17 protein-coding genes are annotated in these 17169 nt (G+C 69.5%); 11 read left to right on the top strand and 6 right to left on the bottom strand.

The annotated features are described in order from the left end of the window. Positions 1-47 precede the first annotated feature (47 nt). The 7 genes from NLF94_RS04910 (at position 48) to NLF94_RS04880 (ending at position 6594) form a co-directional block, all read left to right on the top strand. On the top strand, positions 48-950 hold the full coding sequence (locus NLF94_RS04910; protein WP_254840350.1) for a 1,4-dihydroxy-2-naphthoyl-CoA synthase: 903 nt from the start codon (positions 48-50) through the stop codon (positions 948-950). A 244-nt stretch (positions 951-1194) separates the two neighbouring features. Beyond that, positions 1195-1839, top strand: coding sequence for a hypothetical protein (locus tag NLF94_RS04905; RefSeq protein ID WP_254840349.1), 645 nt, complete (start codon positions 1195-1197; stop codon positions 1837-1839). 162 nt (positions 1840-2001) lie between these two features. After that, complete coding sequence (locus tag NLF94_RS04900) at positions 2002-2937, top strand: 1,4-dihydroxy-2-naphthoate polyprenyltransferase (protein ID WP_254840348.1); 936 nt, start codon at positions 2002-2004, stop codon at positions 2935-2937. Beyond that, positions 2934-3938: a mandelate racemase/muconate lactonizing enzyme family protein gene (locus tag NLF94_RS04895; protein ID WP_254840347.1), complete on the top strand. Its 1005-nt coding sequence runs from the start codon at positions 2934-2936 to the stop codon at positions 3936-3938. Before NLF94_RS04900 ends, NLF94_RS04895 begins: the two co-directional genes overlap by 4 nt. Positions 3939-3952: 14 nt before the next feature. Next, complete coding sequence (locus tag NLF94_RS04890) at positions 3953-5422, top strand: class I adenylate-forming enzyme family protein (protein ID WP_254840346.1); 1470 nt, start codon at positions 3953-3955, stop codon at positions 5420-5422. 42 nt (positions 5423-5464) lie between these two features. After that, complete coding sequence (locus NLF94_RS04885; RefSeq protein ID WP_254840345.1) at positions 5465-6214, top strand: NRDE family protein; 750 nt, start codon at positions 5465-5467, stop codon at positions 6212-6214. Positions 6215-6240: 26 nt separating this feature from the next. Continuing rightward, entirely contained in the window at positions 6241-6594 is a 354-nt protein-coding gene (locus NLF94_RS04880) for a helix-turn-helix transcriptional regulator (RefSeq protein WP_254840344.1), read from the top strand. A gap of 127 nt (positions 6595-6721) precedes the next feature. Here the strand turns inward: NLF94_RS04880 and NLF94_RS04875 are convergent, their stop codons facing one another. The 4 genes from NLF94_RS04875 to NLF94_RS04860 form a co-directional block, all read right to left on the bottom strand. Beyond that, the gene (locus tag NLF94_RS04875) at positions 6722-8515 is read right to left on the bottom strand and encodes a DUF7282 domain-containing protein (protein ID WP_254840343.1); all 1794 of its coding nucleotides are present in this window, start codon (positions 8513-8515) and stop codon (positions 6722-6724) included. 149 nt (positions 8516-8664) lie between these two features. Then, positions 8665-9123, bottom strand: a complete 459-nt coding sequence (locus tag NLF94_RS04870; RefSeq protein ID WP_254840342.1) for a MaoC/PaaZ C-terminal domain-containing protein — start codon at positions 9121-9123, stop codon at positions 8665-8667. Continuing rightward, positions 9120-9569, bottom strand: coding sequence for a PaaI family thioesterase (locus tag NLF94_RS04865; RefSeq protein WP_254840341.1), 450 nt, complete (start codon positions 9567-9569; stop codon positions 9120-9122). The genes NLF94_RS04870 and NLF94_RS04865 overlap by 4 nt, the downstream gene beginning before the upstream one ends. Beyond that, a complete protein-coding gene (locus NLF94_RS04860; RefSeq protein WP_254840340.1) occupies positions 9566-11521 on the bottom strand; it encodes a 3-hydroxyacyl-CoA dehydrogenase/enoyl-CoA hydratase family protein in 1956 nt (651 codons plus the stop codon). The genes NLF94_RS04865 and NLF94_RS04860 overlap by 4 nt, the downstream gene beginning before the upstream one ends. 183 nt (positions 11522-11704) lie before the next feature. On the opposite strand from NLF94_RS04860, the gene lrpA1 reads away from it, so the two are divergent. Together lrpA1 and NLF94_RS04850 are read left to right on the top strand one after the other, a co-directional pair. After that, positions 11705-12130 carry an HTH-type transcriptional regulator LrpA1 gene (lrpA1, locus tag NLF94_RS04855; RefSeq protein WP_254840339.1) on the top strand — a complete coding sequence of 142 codons (426 nt, stop codon included), beginning with the start codon at positions 11705-11707 and terminating at the stop codon, positions 12128-12130. A 58-nt stretch (positions 12131-12188) separates the two neighbouring features. Further along, the gene (locus tag NLF94_RS04850; protein WP_254840338.1) at positions 12189-12668 is read left to right on the top strand and encodes an SRPBCC family protein; all 480 of its coding nucleotides are present in this window, start codon (positions 12189-12191) and stop codon (positions 12666-12668) included. Here NLF94_RS04850 and NLF94_RS04845 read toward each other — a convergent pair whose 3' ends face one another. After that, positions 12669-13562 carry an SDR family NAD(P)-dependent oxidoreductase gene (locus tag NLF94_RS04845; RefSeq protein ID WP_254840337.1) on the bottom strand — a complete coding sequence of 298 codons (894 nt, stop codon included), beginning with the start codon at positions 13560-13562 and terminating at the stop codon, positions 12669-12671. Positions 13563-13719: 157 nt separating this feature from the next. On the opposite strand from NLF94_RS04845, the gene NLF94_RS04840 reads away from it, so the two are divergent. Together NLF94_RS04840 and NLF94_RS04835 are read left to right on the top strand one after the other, a co-directional pair. Beyond that, positions 13720-14577, top strand: coding sequence for a DMT family transporter (locus tag NLF94_RS04840; protein WP_254841401.1), 858 nt, complete (start codon positions 13720-13722; stop codon positions 14575-14577). Positions 14578-14637: 60 nt separating this feature from the next. Then, positions 14638-16644, top strand: coding sequence for an Ig-like domain-containing protein (locus NLF94_RS04835; RefSeq protein WP_254840336.1), 2007 nt, complete (start codon positions 14638-14640; stop codon positions 16642-16644). A 24-nt stretch (positions 16645-16668) separates the two neighbouring features. Here the strand turns inward: NLF94_RS04835 and NLF94_RS04830 are convergent, their stop codons facing one another. Then, the gene (locus tag NLF94_RS04830; protein WP_254840335.1) at positions 16669-17085 is read right to left on the bottom strand and encodes a GIY-YIG nuclease family protein; all 417 of its coding nucleotides are present in this window, start codon (positions 17083-17085) and stop codon (positions 16669-16671) included. Positions 17086-17169: the final 84 nt, after the last annotated feature.

The raw sequence follows: 17169 nt of genomic DNA, 5'->3' as shown, positions 1-17169 counted from the left end.
CGGCCGGACCCGGGGGGATTTTTGCTCCGGCCGGTCCCATCGTCGGTATGGTTTCGGACCTGTTCGACGACGACCGGTGGGAGCCGGTCACCGACGACTTCGAGGACATCACCTACCACCGGGGGACGGACGTCGGCGCCGTCCGCATCGCGTTCGACCGCCCGGCGGTGCGCAACGCGTTCCGGCCGGAGACGGTCGACGAACTCTACACCGCACTCGACCACGCCAAACGGCAGACGGACGTCGGCTGTATCCTGCTGACCGGCAACGGGCCCTCACCGAAGGACGGCGGCTGGGCGTTCTGCTCGGGCGGCGACCAGCGCATCCGGGGGGACGCCGGATACGAGTACGAGGAGAGCGAGGCGGGTGGCGACTCGGACGCCGAACGACAGGACGCCCCCAGGCTCCACATCCTCGAGGTACAGCGGCTCATCCGGCACGTCCCCAAGCCGGTCGTCGCCGTCGTGCCGGGGTGGGCCGTCGGCGGCGGCCACTCGCTGCACGTCGTCTGTGACATGACGCTGGCCTCCGCCGAGCACGCGAAGTTCCTCCAGACGGACCCCGACGTCGCCTCCTTCGACGCCGGCTTCGGGTCGGCGTACCTCGCACGGCAGGTCGGCCACAAGAAGGCCCGCGAGGTGTTCTTCCTGGGGAAGACCTACTCCGCGGCGGAGGCCGTCGAGATGGGGATGGCCAACGAGGCGGTCCCTCACGAGGAACTCGAGGAGGTCGCTCTCGAGTGGGCCGAGGCCATCCTCTCGAAGTCGCCGATGGCCATCCGGATGCTCAAGTACGCCTTCAACATGGACTCCGACGGCCTGGTCGGCCAGCAGGTGTTCGCCGGCGAGGCGACCCGACTCGGCTACATGACCGAGGAGGCCAGGGAGGGCCGGCAGGCGTTCAACGAAGGTCGGGACCCCGACTTCGAGTCCTTCGACTGGTACTACTGACGACCGCGCCCGTGCGTACGCGGGGCGGTCGCTCCGTCCCCGGCGGGGTTTCTCGCTTGCGTTCGTCGACACGCCCTCGCCGCGGCAATCGTTACGGCGGCCCGAGGACCCTCGGGTTCGGCTTTCGTACCGACGGCCGTCACCGGTCCGTGCCAGCGTTTCCTGACATTGAGTGTAGTCAGATGGCAGAAGATGGTATAGAAGGGAAATACTTATGTATTCGGGTCGCATATCTCCAGATACAATGAGCCAGAACGACTCCCCGGTAAGCACGGTCTTCGAAGTGCAGCGCAACGCCATCGAGCAGACCCACGAGGTCGTCGAGCGGTCGGTCGAACTCCAGCAGGACGCCAACGAGCGCTTCCTCGACGTCGTCGGCCCGGCCCGCGACGTCTCCGAGCGGAGCAACGACCTCGTCCGGACGGGCGTCGAGACGTACTTCGACGCCATCGAGGCCGCCGTCCCCGGTGACCAGGAGGTCGTCGCGGACCTGCGGGAGACCATCGACGAACAGCTCGACACCCTCGAGGAGACCCAGACGGACGCCTTCGACCAGCTCGAGGCGAACCTCGAGGACGGCTCCGAGTCCGTCGACGAACTGCTCGAGGAGTTCCTCGAGACGCTCGACGAACAGATCGACTCGCTGATGGAGGCCAACGAGGACCTCGAATCCCAGACCGTCGACGCCTACGACCAGCTCGAGGAGGCCATCGAGGACCTCCAGGCCGAACTCGAAGAGCAAAGCGAGGAGTTCCAGGAGCGTTTCGAGGACCAGCTCGACGAACTCCAGGAGCGCATCGAAGAACAGACCGAGACGCTGCAGGACCAGGTCGAGGACGTCACCCAGCAGGTCGAAGACGCCACCGAGGACGTCAACCCCGCAGCCTAGTCGCGGCAGTTCGCGTCACACGCTTCCCTTCTTTCGCGCCAGCGCCCGACAGCGGCGGCGCCGGTCGTATTCGCCGTCGCCCTGCCGTTTCCGCTGTCTTCGACCACAACGGAACGTGCCCGTTCCCCCGTCCTTTTGTCGCCGCCGCCCGGATAGCCGCCAATGACAGAGGCGGTTTCATCGACCCGGGCGTGGCTGATGGCGGCCCGTCCACAGACGCTACCTGCGGGGAGTGCGCCCGTCGTCGTCGGGACCGGACTCGCGGTTCAGGACGGCGTGTTCGCGCCGCTGCCGGCGGCGTTCGCGCTGGTCGGCGCGCTGTTGCTCCAGATCGGGACCAACTTCGCCAACGACTACTACGACGCCGTCCGGGGCGCCGACACCGACGACCGCGAGGGGTTCACCCGCGTGACTGCCGGCGGTATCATCGAACCCGCCGCGGTCAAGCGGGCGATGTACGCGACCTTCGGTCTCGCGGTCCTCGTCGGCACCTATCTCGTCTACGTCGGTGGCGTCCCCATCCTGGTGGTCGGTCTCGCTTCGGTGGTCGCGGGCATCACCTACACCGGCGGGCCGCTCCCCTACGGCTACCGCGGCCTCGGCGACCTCTTCGTGTTCGTCTTCTTCGGTCTCGTCGCCGTCGCGGGCACCTACTACGTCCAGGCGGCTGCCACCGCCGGGGCGACGCTGCCACTGGGGCTGCCGGACGGGACGCTCCCACTCGCAGCGGTCGTCGCCGGTCTTCCCGCGGCCGGTCTCTCGACGGCCATCCTCGTGGTGAACAACATCCGCGACCGCGAGACCGACGCCGCCGCCGGGAAACGGACGCTCGTCGTCCTGCTCGGCTACCGCCTCAGCCGGATGGAGTGGACGGCGCTGGTCGGGATGGCCTACGTCGTCCCCGTCGTCTTCTGGGCCGACGGCTACTCGGCGGCCGTCCTGTTTCCGGTGGTGACGGCGCCGCTGGCGGCCGCCATCGGCCGCACCGTCTGGACGCGGACCGACGGCGAGGCGCTGAACCCCGCCCTCGAACGGACGGGGAAACTCCTCTTTGCGCACTCGGCGCTCTTCGCGGTCGGTTTCGCGCTCCCGCTATGAACGTCGAGCGATTCGCACTGCCGCTGTCGCGCCCGCTGGAGACGGCCGCCGGCGTCATCGAGGAGCGGGAGGGCTTCCTCGTCGAGGTCGACGTCGACGGGACGACCGGCGTCGGCGAGGCGACGCCGCTGCCCGGCTGGACGGAGTCGCTGGCGGACTGCGAGGCGGCGCTCCGGGATGTCCCGGGCCCGGTAGCCGCAATCGAGGGCGACCGGCTCGACGGCCGGCCCGCCGCCCGCCACGGCGTCTCGCTGGCCGTCCTCGACGCCCGCGCCCGCGCCGCGGGTCGGCCGCTGTACCGGCACCTCGGCGGGCCGACCGACCGGCGCCGTGTTCCGGTCAACGCGACGGTCGGTGACGGCACGCCCGCGGAGACGGCTGCGGCCGCCGGGCGCGCCGTCGACGACGGCTATCCCGCGGTGAAGGTCAAGGTCGGCGCCCGCTCGCTGTCGGCGGACCTCGAGCGCCTGGTGGCCGTCCGCGAGCGCTGTCCGGACGTCGAACTCCGCGCCGACGCCAACGGCGCCTGGGACACCGCGACCGCCGAACGCGGGTTCGACGCTTTGGCGCCTCCCGACGTGGCCTTCGTGGAACAGCCGCTGGTCGCCGCGAATCTGGCCGGCCACGCCGACCTCCGCGGTGGATCGGTCGGCGTCGCCCTCGACGAGGGACTTCTCGAGCACGGCATCGAGTCGGTCGTCGAGACCGGCGCGGCCGATGTCGTCGTCTGCAAGCCGATGGCGCTCGGCGGCGTCGACGCCGCTCGTAGGGTCGCGGTCCGCGCACGCGAGGCCGGCCTCGAAGCGGTCGTCACGACGACGATAGACGGCGCCGTCGCGCGGGCCGGCGCCGTCCACCTGGCCGCGTCGCTGCCCGACGTGGGGGCCTGCGGGCTGGCGACGGGCGACCGGCTCGCGGCGGACCTCCGCCCCGATGTCGCACCGGTCGAGGACGGTTCGGTCGCCGTGCCACAGGGAAAAGGCAATATCCCTCCACCGTGAACGGGGCAGCGACGATGCGGGACTGGCTCGCGATCCGCGCCGACGCCACGCCGGACGCCCCGGCGCTTTCGGCCGCCGCCGACGTCGAGACGGCCCACAGCTACGCCGACCTCGACCGTCGCGTCGAGACGCTCGCCGGCCGGTTGGCGGCCCGCGGTGTCGGCGTCGACGACCCCTTTGCCGTCTGTGCGGCGACCAGAGTCGAGTTCGTCGAGGTGGTCCACGCCGCCCAGCGGCTCGGGGCCACGCTCGTCCCCCTCGACGCCCGCGCGACGGCCGACGAACTCCGGACGCGGCTGGACCGCATCACGCCCGCGGCCGCCGTCTGCGAGGCCGACACCGAGGCCGCCGTCCGCGAGGCCGTCGACGCCCCGGTGCTATCGGTCGACGAGCCGACCGGCGGCGCCGAACGCCTCGCCGCCGTCGAGCCCGAACCCTTCGACCTCCCCGAGTGGGCGGCCGACGACCCACTGATCGTGATGTTCACCTCCGGGACGACGGGCGAGCCGAACGGGGTCGTCCTCACGCTGGCGAACGTCCTCGCGAGCGCGGCCGCCTCGGCGTTCCGGCTGGGGCTGACCCCGGATGACTGCTGGCACGTCACCCTCCCGATGCACCACATGGGCGGGCTCGCACCGGTCTACCGTTCGGTCCTCTACGGGACCGCCCTGTCCGTCCAGCGGGGGTTCGACCCCGAACGGACGCTGTCGGCGTTGCGGGCGGCCGACGCGACCTGTGTCTCCCTCGTCCCGACGATGCTCGAACGGCTGCTCGACGCCGGGACCGTCCCGGAACTCCGGTTCGTCCTGCTGGGCGGGGCGCCGTGCCCGCCGAGTCTTCTGGAGCGCGCCCACGAGCGGGACGTCCCGGTCGCGCCCACCTACGGGATGACGGAGACGGCCTCACAGATAGCGACTGCCAGGCCCGACGTCGCGGCCGAACACCCCGAGTCCGTCGGCAACCCGCTCGTGTTCGCCGAACTATCGGTCCTCGACGAGGTCGGTGCACCCTGCGACCCCGGCGAGTCGGGCGAACTCGTCGTCAGCGGCGCCGTGGTGACGCCGGGCTACCTCGACGAGGCCGCGACCGAGGCGGCCTTCTGTTCGGCCGGCCTCCGCACTGGCGACCGCGGCCACCGCGACGAGGCCGGCCGGGTCTACGTCGAGGGTCGCGTCGACGACACCATCATCACCGGCGGCGAGAACGTCGACCCCGCGGAGGTGGCGACGGCGCTCCGCGAGCACCCCGCAGTCGCCGACTGTGCCGTCCTCGGTCTCCCGGACGAGGAGTGGGGCCAGCGGGTCGCGGCGCTGGTCGTCCGCGACGGCGAGACGACGGCGGCCGACCTCCGGGAGCACTGCCGGGACCGCCTCGCCGATTACAAACGACCCCGGACCGTCGGGTTCGCGGCGGCCGTCCCGCGGACCGCCTCGGGGACCGTCGACCGCGAGGCGGTCAGGCGGCTCCTGACCGACGACGGCTGACTCCCGGGGGAGTTTACATCGACGGGTCCCGTAGCGTCACCCGTGTGCACACTCATCGTCGCCTGGCAGGTGTTCGAGGAGGCGCCGGTCTGTGTCGCGGCCAACCGGGACGAACGCTTCGAGCGGCCGTCGACGCCGCCGACGGTTCGGGGAACCGACCCCGCCGTGCTCGCACCCCGCGACGAACGGGCCGATGGCACCTGGCTGGGATACAACGAGTCGGGCGTCTTGGCGGCGGTCACCAACCGCTGGACCGCCGGGGAGGGAGAACGGTCCCGCGGCCTCCTCACCGCCGACGCCCTCGAGGAGCCGACCGCCCGTGCGGCCGTCGACCGCGTCGAGGCGGAGCTCGACGCCCGCGAGTACGCGCCCTTCCACCTGCTGGTCGCCGACGCCTCGGACTGCTTTCTCGTCGAGAACGGCGGGACCGACGACCCACTGACGGACCACCGGGTGACGGCCCTCGACCCGGGCGTCCACGTCGTCGTCAACGTCGGCGCCGACGGCGAGTGGTTCGTCCCGCCGACCCGTCCCGACGTCGGCCGACGGCAGGCGGCGAACGCCGACCGCGTCCTCGAGACGCTACAGCCGCGAGACGGCGAGTCCGCGGCCGACTGGACGCGGCGGGCCGGCGAGGTACTCGGCGACCACGAGTTCGGCGTCTGCATCCACGGCGACGGCTTCGGCACCCGGTCGTCGTCGCTGGTCCGTCTCGGCGAGGAACGCGTCTTCGAGTTCGCCGACGGGCCGCCCTGCGAGACGGCTTACGAGCGCGTCGAAGACAGGGTTTAAAACGCGCGCCGGCCGACTAGTCGACAATGAGTACCGCCGCCGAGGAGGACCTGTCCGAGGTCGAACACGAGGGACTACAGCTGATCCGGGAGGCCGGTGGTATCCACCAAAGCGAGTTCTGGAAGGAACTCGACGTCGACTCCCGGAAGGGGAGCCGCATCATCGACAAACTCGAAGAGCGGGAACTGGTCGAGCGGGAGGCAACCGTCTACGACGGCCACAACACCTACCTCGTCACGCCCGTTCGGGACCCGCGGGACCTGGAGTTCTCGCTGCTGATGGCGGGCGATATGCTCTCGCCGTTCGTCGGCGACGAGGAGGTCGACGCCCAGAGCGACGCTTTCTCCCAGTGGGTGATGAACCTCGCCTACGAGGAGTAGCGACCGCCCTTCTGCCGCCGAGAACACCCGATCGGACAGCGTCGCGTGGATCCGTCGAAAAGGCCCGTCAGCCGTTCGGGAGGACGGTCCGAAGCGAAAACGAAGCGAACGAAAATCGGTACCGCGTCTATCGCCGCCGGTAGAACAGCAGCGCGCTGGCGAGAAGCGCCGAGACCGCGACGAGGCCGCCGAAGCCGGCACCGTCGCCGTCGGAGCCGTCGTCGGTCTCGGTCGTTTCGTCGCCGCCCGCGTCACCGTCGCTGCCGTCGGCGCCGTCGCCGTCGTCGCCGTCCATGGCGCCGTCGTCGGTCGGCGTCGGTGTCTGGCCGTCCGTGGAGTCACCGTCGCCATCGTCCATGGAGCCGTCGTCACCGTCGCCGGTGTCACCGTCGTCGGTCGGCGTTCCATCGTCGGCCGATCCGTCGTCGCCGGTGTCACCATCGCCGGTGTCTCCGTCGTCGGTCGGCGTTCCATCGCCGGTGTCACCGTCGTCGGCCGATTCGTCGTCACCATCGTCGGCGCTATCGACCGTCGCCGTGCCGGAGTAGTCGCCGTCGTCGGCGCCGTCGTTGTTGGTCGAGTCCTCGGCGGTCACCAGTTCGAGGGTGTACTCGCCGTCGCTGCCGGCCTCGTAGGTGGCCGTGTAGCCCTCGACGCGGTTGCCGTCGAAGTCCTCGGTGTCGAGCGTGCCGGCGTCGGGCCCGCTGACGTCGACCTCGATGTCGACGAGGTCCTCGTCGCTCTCGAAGGAGACCGTTATCTGGCTGCCGTCGGCCGTGACGGTGTAGTCGGTAATCTCCGGATCGGGGTCGCCGCCGTCGTCGTCGTCGTCGTCACCGCCGTCGGTCGGTGTGTCGGTGGGTGTCGGAGTTGGTGTGTCGGTGGGTGTCGGAGTTGGTGTGTCGGTGGGTGTCGGAGTTGGTGTGTCGGTGGGTGTCGGAGTTGGTGTGTCGGTGGGTGTCGGAGTTGGTGTGTCGGTGGGTGTCGGAGTCGGAGTCGGTGTCGACTCGACGACGGTCACCTGGGCGCTGGCGCCGTCACCGCTGGTCTGGACGTTGCCGTCGCCAGTCCGGTAGAGTTCGTCCTGTGCGCTGCCGGAGTCGGTGAAGTCGAATCGCTGGTCGCCGTCGGTGTCCAGGTGAGCCTGCGCGTACAGGGTCTGGTCCGCCTGGACGGGTTCGTCGAGCGTGACCTCGACGTCGGTGTGGGTGCCCTCGCCGAGGTAGGCCGAGCCGCGGATTTCGCCAGAGTCGGCGCTGCTCGTGTTCGAGACGGCGACGAAGCCGCCCTCCGAGAGAGTCACGGAGTCGACCGTCACCGTCTCACCGGTGGTCTCCTGACCGCGGAAGTCCACGGTCGCGTCGTTGAACTCGTAGGTGACGCTGCTGGATGCCGTCCCCGAGATGTCCTGCTGGCTGTTGACAGTCACGTCGACCTGGGCGGTCCCGCTGGTGTCGGGGTTCTGGACCTGCTGGGCGACGAGGACGACCTCGTCGCCGGGCTGAACCGTCAGGCCTCCGCCGGTCTCGACGAGGAGCGCCTGACCGTCGGCCTGGCCGGTCACCGAGGAGACGGTCGCCTCCGAGTCGACCCTCGTGCCGACGTTGTCACCGCCCTCGTCGATGCCGATCGTGACGATGTCGGAGGCGCCGACGTTGCCGACCTGTGACGTCGGCTGGGCGATGCTGTAGTCGACCAGGACGTCGTTCAGGGCTTGCCCGGCGAGCACCGAGTCGGCCCCGACGTCGAACACGACGGTGTGGGTCGAAACGCCGCTGGCCGGCGGCGAGTCCGACGGCGTGGCGTCGATACTGACGCTCGAGGTGGCCGTCTGCGTCGCAACCACCATCGAGCCCGCGATTCCCGCGAGAACGACGAGTAACACGACCCCTACGGTCGTAACTGTCGATTCGCTTGTCATTATACACAATTGAAATTACATCTCGAACTTATATTCCTTCTGGTAGCAACTTCGGCCGTTCGACCCGTTCTCTCCGGCCATTTATTTTCTCCGGGGGTGCGACGGGAGCTGTCCCTCCGCGAACCGACGCCCCGATCGCGCCGAGGTCCCTACTGCATCAGCGACGTCATCTCACAGGAGACGACGACGCCGTCCCGCTGGTTCAGTATCTCGACGGCGTTCCGGACGGTCCCGTTGCCCGGCCCGTCGTCCGTGGGTCGTGTCTCGAGAACCTCGGTCTCGACGTGGATGGTGTCGCCGACGTACACCGGCTGGCGAAACCGCAGTTCGTCCAGGCCGTAGAAGGCGACGACGGCCTCCCGCTCCTCGGGGGTGCGGTCCTGCCACAGCAGGCCCGTCGCCGCCGAGACGACCAGCATGCCGTGGGCGATGCGTTCGCCGAACATCGACTCGCTCATCTGCTCGGCGTCGGTGTGGAGATGGTTGAAGTCCCCGGAGACGCCGGCGAAGTTCGTCACGTCGGCCTCGGTGATGGTGCGCCCCTGCGTGACGGTCGTGTCGCCCTCCTCGATGCCCGCGAAGACGCTCGGGCGGTCCTCGTCGGTCACGACTCGGCGCCCCCGAGTATCCGGTAGCTGGTCCCGCCGGTGGCGACGACCTTGCGCTCGCCCTCGTGGACGGTGGTGACTTCACAGTCCGTGACGCCCATCGACCGACCGGCCCGCACGACGTCGGCGGTGACCCGGATGTCGTTCCGTGCGGGGCGGACGTACCGGACGTTCAGGTCCGTCGTCGTCAACTGGACGGCCGTCGGGTCCTCGAACGTCGAGCGGAGGGCAAAGCCCGAGGCGGTGTCGATGACCGTCGCCGTGATGCCGCCGTGGACCGTGCCCGACGAGAGGTTGGCGAACTTCTCGTCGAAGGGCAAGGTGAAGGCGACGTGGCCGGGGTCGACGGTCTCGATTTCGAGATCGAGCCACGCGAACAGCCCGTGTTCGGAGAGCGCACGCTCGAGTTCCGCGTTTCCCTCCCCGTGGGCGTCGGGGGTGGTCATTTGCCCTCGAACTCCGGCTCGCGGTCCGCCATGAACGCCTCCGCGCCCTCCATCATGTCGTCGGTCGAGAGCAACAGCCCGAACGCCTGCGCCTCCAATTGGAGGCCGGCGGAGATGTCCTGGTCGCGGCCCTCGTTCATGACCTGCTTTGCCTTCCGCAGGGCGACGGGCGGCCCGGAGACGAGGTCGTCGACGAACTCCGAAACGGTGTCGTCGAACTCGTCGGCCGGGACCGCGCGGTTGATGAGCCCCCACTCCTCGGCGGTCTCGGCGTCGATGCGGTTCCCCCGGAAGACGAGTTCCTTCGCGCGGGCTTCCGACAGCATCCGGATCGCACGCTGGGTCCCGCCGCCCCCCGGGATGAGCCCGAGGTCGATCTCGGGGAAGCCGAACGCCGAGTTCTCGGTGGCGACCCGGAGGTCACAGGCCAACGCGAGTTCGTGACCGCCGCCGAGACAGTAGCCGTCGATCTTCGCAAGCGTCGGTCGCGGGAAGTCGTTGACCGTCCTGAAGACCGGCGTCACGTCGACCTCGTGGGGGTCGATGCCGGCGAAGCCGGTGATGTCCGCACCCGCCGAGAACGCCCGGTCGCCGGCGCCCTCGAAGGTGACCGCCCGGACCTCCTCGAGGTCGGCGTTCTCCAGCAGGTGGACGATCTCGTCCATCATGTCCTGGTTCAGGGCGTTCATGCGGGCGGTCCGGTCGAGTTCGACCGAGAGCAGCCCCTCGTCGTCCAACTCGACGTTGATGGTGGTGTAGTCCCGCTCGGCGTCGTCACCGTACTCGTAGAAGCCGGCACCAGCGTCCTCTCCGGTCCGGCCCTCGTCGACGAGTTCCCGGAGGTACGCCGAGGGCTCGTAACGTTCCTCGCCGTACTCGTCGTGAAGCGTTTCGAGTTTCTCCAGTACCGTATCGAGCCCGATCTTGTCGGCCCGTCGGCACGGCCCCTCGGGGAAGCCGGCGCCGAGCCGGAGTCCGGTGTCGATGGCCTCGGGCGTGGCGACGTCGTTGCCGATGAGGTCCGCCGCCTCGTTGACGATGCGGGCCTCGATGCGGAGCCAGTCGAACTCCTCGGCGGCGTCCTCGGGGACGTAGTCGGCGCCGTCGCCGTGCTCGTAGTCGTAGTAGCCGATGCCGGTCTTCTGCCCGAGTTCGTCGGCCTCGACCTTCTCCTCGACGATCGGCGGGACGGGCTGGCCGGCCTCCTTGCGGACGTGGTAGCCGATGTCGATGCCGGTCATGTCCGACAGTTCGAACGGGCCCATCGGGTAGCCCCGCTCGTGGACCATCGTGGCGTCGACTTCGCGGATGTCGGCGACGCCCTCGCTGACCATCCAGGCGGCCTCGTCGCCGAACGGGCCCAGCACCGTGTTGACGACGAACCCGCGGACGTCCTTGCGAACGTAGATGGGCGTCTTGTCGATGGATTCGACGAACTCGTAGGCGGTTTCGGCCGTCGCGTCGCTCGTTTCGTCGCCGTAGATGACCTCGACGAGGTCCATCTTCACCGGCGGGTTGAAGAAGTGCGTCCCGACGACCTGCTCGGGCCGGTCGGTCGCCGCCGCGATGTCGGTGATCGGCAGCGAGGAGGTGTTCGACGCCAGGATGGCGTCCTCGGGCGTCATCTCGTCGAGGTCCGAGAAGATGTCGTGTTTTATCTCCATCTCCTCGGGGGCGGCCTCGATGACCAGGTCGGCCTCGGCGACGGCGGATTCGAGGTCCGTCGTCGTCTCGATGCGCTTCAGAACGTCGGCGGGCGCCTCGTCGATGCGGTCCTTCTCGGCGAGTTTCTCCAGGGACCACTCGATGTCCTCGTAGCCGTCCTCGACGAGGTCCGTCTCCACGTCCCGCATCGTGACCTGATAGCCCGCGATGGCGACGACTTCCGTGATACCGTGTCCCATGCTCCCCGCGCCGAGTACCGCGACGCGGTCGATGTCCTCGATGGTCATACGGACGACACTGCCGTCGGAAGCAACTTAATGGTACCCCGAAAGGTTATCGTTGTTAGAATCTCGACCATCGAATCCAACCGCTGTAAACTCCCGCAGCGTGTATCGGAGGGGTCACCGGGGACCTCCGACTCCGTTTTTCGCTTCGGAAGATATTTTTTTACGGACGTAAAAGAAACACCCATGAGCGCGGAGACGGAGGACAGGATTCTGTCCGTTCTGGAGGACGACGCCCAGGCCTCCTACGCCGAAATCGCCGAACGAGCCGACGTGTCGAAGCCGACCGTCCGGAAGTACATCGAGAAACTGGAGTCGGAGGGCGTAATCGTCGGCTACTCCGCCGACGTCGACCCCAAGAAGCTCTCCGGGAAGTCCATCGCCCTCGTGGGCGTGGACGTCTCCAGCGAACGCTACGTCGAGGTGACGGGAGAACTGAAGGAACTGGACGCCGTCGAGTCGCTGTACACCTCCAGCGGCGACCACATGCTGATGGCGGAGGTCAGGGCCTCCGACGGCGACGCCGTCGGCGAGGTCATCCGCGAGGACATCCTCTCCATCGAGGGCGTCGAGGCCGCCCACCCCTCCTTCCTGCAGGAACGGCTGAAGTAACGGCGCCCGGTCCTTCCGTCGTCCGTGCCGTTTTGTCGCTCGGGAACTTACCGCGAACATGGCCACCTACACGCGAGAGACGCGCGTCGAGGCGCCCCTCGAGGAGGTTTGGGCGTTTCACTCGACGGTCGACGGTCTCGAGGCGCTCACGCCCGACTTCATGAACCTCGAGGTCCGGGCCGTGACCGGGCCGGACGGCGACCCCGACCCCGAGGTGCTGGCGGCCGGCTCCCGGATCGACCTCTCGATGCGACCGTTCGGCGTCGGGCCCCGCACCGAGTGGACCTCCGTCATCACCGAACGCTCCGAGGAGGAGGGTGCGGCGATGTTCCACGACGTCATGGAGGGGGGTCCGTTCCCCGTCTGGGAGCACACCCACCGCTTCTTCGCCGACGGGGAGGCGACGGTCGTCTCCGACCGCGTCGAGTACGAACTCCCGGGCGGCGCTCTCGGCCGGGCCGTGTCGCCGCTCGGGTGGGTCGGCTTCGAGCCCATGTTCCGGGGGCGCCACCGGAAGACGAGGGAACTGCTCGAGTGACTACCAGCCGCTGGAGAGCCGCCGGGTCTCGTGGCCGTCGGTCAACTCCGCCCAGCGGTCGGCCAGTTCCGTGGCGGTCCAGCCGTCCTCGCCCTCTGCCGACAGCGTCCGCTCCCGTTCGGGGTCCGAGACGATAGCGACGTTGTCGCCGGCGATGGCGAGCGTACAGCCGGTGACCCCCTCTGCCGCCTCGCTCGCCAGGAACACCGGGACCGCCGTGGTGTGCTGGGGGCCCATGTCAGCCTCGTCGACGCCGGCCATGCCGGGCAGGTCCTCGGTCATCCGGGTCAGGGCCGTCGGCCACATCGCGTTGACGCGGACGTCGTACTGATCCAACTCCAGGGCCGCGGTCCGCATCAGGCCCAGCACGCCGGCCTTGGCCGCCGAGTAGTTGGCCTGCCCGACGTTGCCGACCGAGACGCCGCTGGAGACGCAGACGAAGGAGCGCTCGACGTCGAAGCCGCCCTCGGCCTTGTACCGCTCGCGCCAGTGGCTCGCGGCGTTCCGCAGCAGCGAGAAGTGGCCCTTCAGGTGGACGTCGACGACGGCGTCCCACTGGGATTCGTCCATCTTGAACAGCATCCCGTCCCGGAGCACGCCCGCGAAGTTGGCGACGGCGTGGACGGCGCCGTACTCAGCGACCGTCTCCTCGACGAGTCGCTCGGTGTAGTCGAGGTCCGTCACGTCCCCGAAGTGCGCCATCGCCTCGCCGCCCTCGCGCTCGATGCGCTCGACCGTCTGGCGGGCGGCGCTCTCGTCTTCGCCCTCCCCCGAGACGTCGACCCCGAGGTCGTTGACCACGACCGTCGCGCCCGTGTCCGCGAGTGCGACCGCCGTCTCCTCGCCAATTCCCCCGCCGCCACCGCAGACGATACAGACCCTATCTTCGAGCATGTACTCGCCGGTCGGGGGCGGGGTCCTACAAGATGTCGCCTCGCGTCGACGGCCGCTTTTGACGGTCGGCGGCGCCCGGAGCGGAACCGACTTGCCGTCCCGCGTGCCAGATTCGTTCGTGGACCCGCTCGCGCGCCTGGAGGAACGGACGCCGCCGATGGCCGCCCTGGCCGTCGCCATCGCCGCCGTCTCGACGAGCGCCGTCCTCGTCCGGTGGAGTTCGGCGCCCGCCGTCGTTTTGGCCTTCTATCGGGTCCTTTTGACGACGCTTCTGGTGGCACCGTTGCTGTTGACCCGCTATCGGGGGGATTTCGCCGCCTTCCGGCGCCGCGACTGGCTGGTGGCGACGGCCACCGGCGCGGCGCTGGCCGTCCACTTCGCGGCCTATTTCGAGAGCCTCGCTTGGACCAGCGTCGCCGCCAGCGTCACGCTGGTGCAGTCCCAGCCGCTGTTCGTCGCCGTCGGTGCCGCCGTCGTCCTCGGCGAGTCCGTCGGCCTCCGGCGGGCCGCCGGCATCGCCGTCGCCCTCCTCGGGATGGCCGCGATGTCGGCCGGCGAACTACTCTCCGGCGCTGCCGTCGCCGGCGCGCGGCCGCTGTACGGCAACGCCCTGGCTGTCGTCGGCGCCGTGATGGCCGCCGCCTACGTCCTCGTCGGGCGGTCGCTCCGCCAGCGGGTCGCCGTGGTGCCGTACGTCACGGTCGTCTACTCGGCGTGTGCGCTGACGCTTCTCGTCGTCGCCGTCGGACAGGGCCTACCGCTGACCGGCTACGGGACCCGCGAGTGGCTCATCTTCCTCGCGCTGGCGGTCGGGCCGGGGCTGTTCGGTCACACCGTCGTCAACTGGGCGCTGGAACACGTCGAGTCCTCCGTGGTGAGCGTCTCGCTTCTCGGCGAACCCGTCGGCGCGACCGTTCTCGCGCTGCTGTTGCTCGCGGAGGTGCCCGGCCCCACGACGGTCCTCGGGGCGCTCCTCGTGCTGGGCGGCATCGTCCTCGCATCGGAGGGGATATAAAAAGGTGGAGATGTACGGCGTAATCCGCTTCAGGTACAGAAATAGTTGTCCTCATACAGTATGAACGGCTCGAAAGTGGGGGCCCTCCTCATCTCCGTTCTGGTGGTCCTGAGCGCCGTCGCGCCGGCAGCGGCGGCCTCTTCAGAGTCCTTCCAGGACGACTCCGACGATGGAGGCCTCGTCGGTGGCATCATCGACGCGGTCGACGGCGACGACGACGAGAATAGTGACAGCAACGAATCGGCAGACGACAGCGAGGAATCGGCCCCGGACGGCGACGGCGACGACCCGTCCGACTCGGGTAGCTTCTTCGACGACGATGACGACGAAGACGACGAGAGCGACGACAGCGACGACGCCGACGACGCGAACAACCTCCCGAGCACCGAGGACAACGACAGCGACGTGCTCGACGCGGATGTCTGTGTCGACGCGGTCGGAAGCAACTGCGAGGGTGGCGGCGAGGACGACGTCGTCGACGCGAACGTCTGTCTCGGTCTCCTCGGGCAGGGCATCCCCGTCGGGGTCGACCTCAACGCCTCCGGCGATGGCGGCGGGCCGACAATCGCCGAGGAGTGCGCGGAATCGGACGGCGGTGACGACGGAGACGGTGGCGATGGTGACGACGGAGACGGTGGCGATGGTGACGACGGAGACGGTGGCGATGGTGACGACGGAGACGGTGGCGATGGTGACGACGGCAGCGAGGACGGGACGAACGACACCGAGGACAACGACAGCGACGTGCTCGACGCGGATGTCTGTGTCGACGCGGTCGGAAGCAACTGCGAGGGTGGCGGCGAGGACGACGTCGTCGACGCGAACGTCTGTCTCGGTCTCCTCGGACAGGACGTGCCCATCGGGGTCGACCTCAACGCCTCCGGCGGTGGCGGCGGGCCGACTATCGCCGAGGAGTGCGCGGAATCGGACGGCGGTGACGGCGGAGACGGCGGAGACGGTGACGACGGAGACGGTGGCGATGGCGACGACGGAGACGGTGGCGATGGCGACGACGGAGACGGTGGCGATGGTGACGATGGGGATAGCGGCGACGGCGGAGACGGAGACGACGGAGACGGTGGCGATGGCGACGATGGGGATAGCGGCGACGGCGGAGACGGCGATGACGGCGATGACGGCGACAGCGGTGATGGCGGCTTCGGTGACGGAGACGACGGGGACGACGGGGACAGTGGCGACGGAGACGACGGCGACAGTGATGATGGAGACGACAGCGATGGCGGCGACAACGACGGCGACGGCAGCGACGGCACGGACGACAGCGACGCCGGTGCCGGCAGCGGTGACGGCGGCGACGCCGGCGGCGGCGTCGAGTCGGTCGAGAACGTCAGCGTCACCGACTCCTCGATAGAACCGGGCGAGGTCGGCGTCGGCGAGACGGTCTTCGGCAACGCGACCGTCGAGAACACCGCCGACGGCGGCACGGAAACGGTCGTCGTCCGGATGCTGGTCGACGGCGATGCGGTGGCCTCCGAGACCGTCTCGATTCCGGCCGGCGAGACGCGCAGCGTCTCGCTGGCGCACGCCTTCGACAGTCCCGGCGAGTACGAGGTCGCCATCGGCGGCGGCACGGCCCGGACGGTGACGGTCACCGACGACGCCGTTCCCGGCGTCGAAGCGGCTGGCAACGTCACGGTCACGAACTCCTCGGTGGCGCCCGGCGAGGTCGGCGTCGGCGAGGCGGTCTTCGGCAACGCGACGCTTGAGAACACCGACCAGAGCGGTTCGGCGAGCGTCCGCGTGTCGATGCTGGCCGACGGCGAGCGGGTGGCAACCGAGCAGGTCGAGGTGCCGGCCGGCGAGACGCGCAGCGTCTCCCTGGAGCACACCTTCGACAGCCCCGGCGAGTACGAGGTCTCGATCGCGGGCGACGCCAACCAAACCGTCTCGGTGACCGACGGGGCATCCGGCGACTCCACGTCGACGCCGGTCGAGAGCTCCGCCACCCTGGTCGACTCGCTGTTCGCGGGGCAGTGGGTCTACCTGCTCCTGCTGGCGGTCGCGCTCGTCGCCCTGGTGAGCGGCATCCGCATCGTCCGGGGGTAGAACTTTCGGCCGCTTTTCACCGATTCACTCCCCGGCGAGCCGACGGTGTAGCGCCGCGACGGTTCCGCGAAGCGCCTCGCCGTCCGAATCGTACGCCAGGTGCGACCGGCACTCACAGTCCGAGGCGCCGAACCCCTCGACGGGCCCGTCGGGGAGCCGTCGGGCGACCGCACACTCGACGTCGGCACCGGACGAGCGGACGTCGCCCCGCATCTCGGTTTTCGAGTCGCCGAGCAGGTAGTCGACGTGCCAGTGGCGAGTCTCCCGGTCGCCGGCCGCGAGTTCGTAGTGGCGGTCGACGCGGGCGAATCCGCCCGATCCGAGCGCGCTGCCGGTGTAGGCGTACCAGCCGGCGGGGACGTGCCGGTCGCCCAGGGCGCCGACCTCGACGGTCGCGGACTCGACCCGTTCGAACAGCAGCGTATAGGTGCCGCCGGTCACGGGCGGGCTTGGGGTCGGCGGGGCAAAACGCTCCCGGCGCGGCGACCCGCCATACTTTTGCCCGCGCCACCCCCACTCGACGGT

This window comes from Natronomonas marina, from assembly GCF_024298905.1.
Lineage (GTDB): Archaea > Halobacteriota > Halobacteria > Halobacteriales > Haloarculaceae > Natronomonas > Natronomonas marina.
This window is presented reverse-complemented; position numbering and strand designations above follow the sequence as displayed.

What these genes read in the sequence shown, in the direction of transcription:
- NLF94_RS04845 (WP_254840337.1), bottom strand. Translation starts at nt 13,562, where the DNA reads ATGCTCGAAGATAGGGTCTGTATCGTCTGCGGTGGCGGCGGGGGAATT.
- NLF94_RS04875 (WP_254840343.1), bottom strand. Translation starts at nt 8,515, where the DNA reads ATGACAAGCGAATCGACAGTTACGACCGTAGGGGTCGTGTTACTCGTC.
- NLF94_RS04880 (WP_254840344.1), top strand. Translation starts at nt 6,241, where the DNA reads ATGAGTACCGCCGCCGAGGAGGACCTGTCCGAGGTCGAACACGAGGGA.
- lrpA1 (WP_254840339.1), top strand. Translation starts at nt 11,705, where the DNA reads ATGAGCGCGGAGACGGAGGACAGGATTCTGTCCGTTCTGGAGGACGAC.
- NLF94_RS04910 (WP_254840350.1), top strand. Translation starts at nt 48, where the DNA reads ATGGTTTCGGACCTGTTCGACGACGACCGGTGGGAGCCGGTCACCGAC.
- NLF94_RS04865 (WP_254840341.1), bottom strand. Translation starts at nt 9,569, where the DNA reads ATGACCACCCCCGACGCCCACGGGGAGGGAAACGCGGAACTCGAGCGT.
- NLF94_RS04895 (WP_254840347.1), top strand. Translation starts at nt 2,934, where the DNA reads ATGAACGTCGAGCGATTCGCACTGCCGCTGTCGCGCCCGCTGGAGACG.
- NLF94_RS04835 (WP_254840336.1), top strand. Translation starts at nt 14,638, where the DNA reads ATGAACGGCTCGAAAGTGGGGGCCCTCCTCATCTCCGTTCTGGTGGTC.
- NLF94_RS04900 (WP_254840348.1), top strand. Translation starts at nt 2,002, where the DNA reads ATGACAGAGGCGGTTTCATCGACCCGGGCGTGGCTGATGGCGGCCCGT.
- NLF94_RS04850 (WP_254840338.1), top strand. Translation starts at nt 12,189, where the DNA reads ATGGCCACCTACACGCGAGAGACGCGCGTCGAGGCGCCCCTCGAGGAG.
- NLF94_RS04890 (WP_254840346.1), top strand. Translation starts at nt 3,953, where the DNA reads ATGCGGGACTGGCTCGCGATCCGCGCCGACGCCACGCCGGACGCCCCG.
- NLF94_RS04905 (WP_254840349.1), top strand. Translation starts at nt 1,195, where the DNA reads ATGAGCCAGAACGACTCCCCGGTAAGCACGGTCTTCGAAGTGCAGCGC.
- NLF94_RS04860 (WP_254840340.1), bottom strand. Translation starts at nt 11,521, where the DNA reads ATGACCATCGAGGACATCGACCGCGTCGCGGTACTCGGCGCGGGGAGC.
- NLF94_RS04840 (WP_254841401.1), top strand. Translation starts at nt 13,720, where the DNA reads ATGGCCGCCCTGGCCGTCGCCATCGCCGCCGTCTCGACGAGCGCCGTC.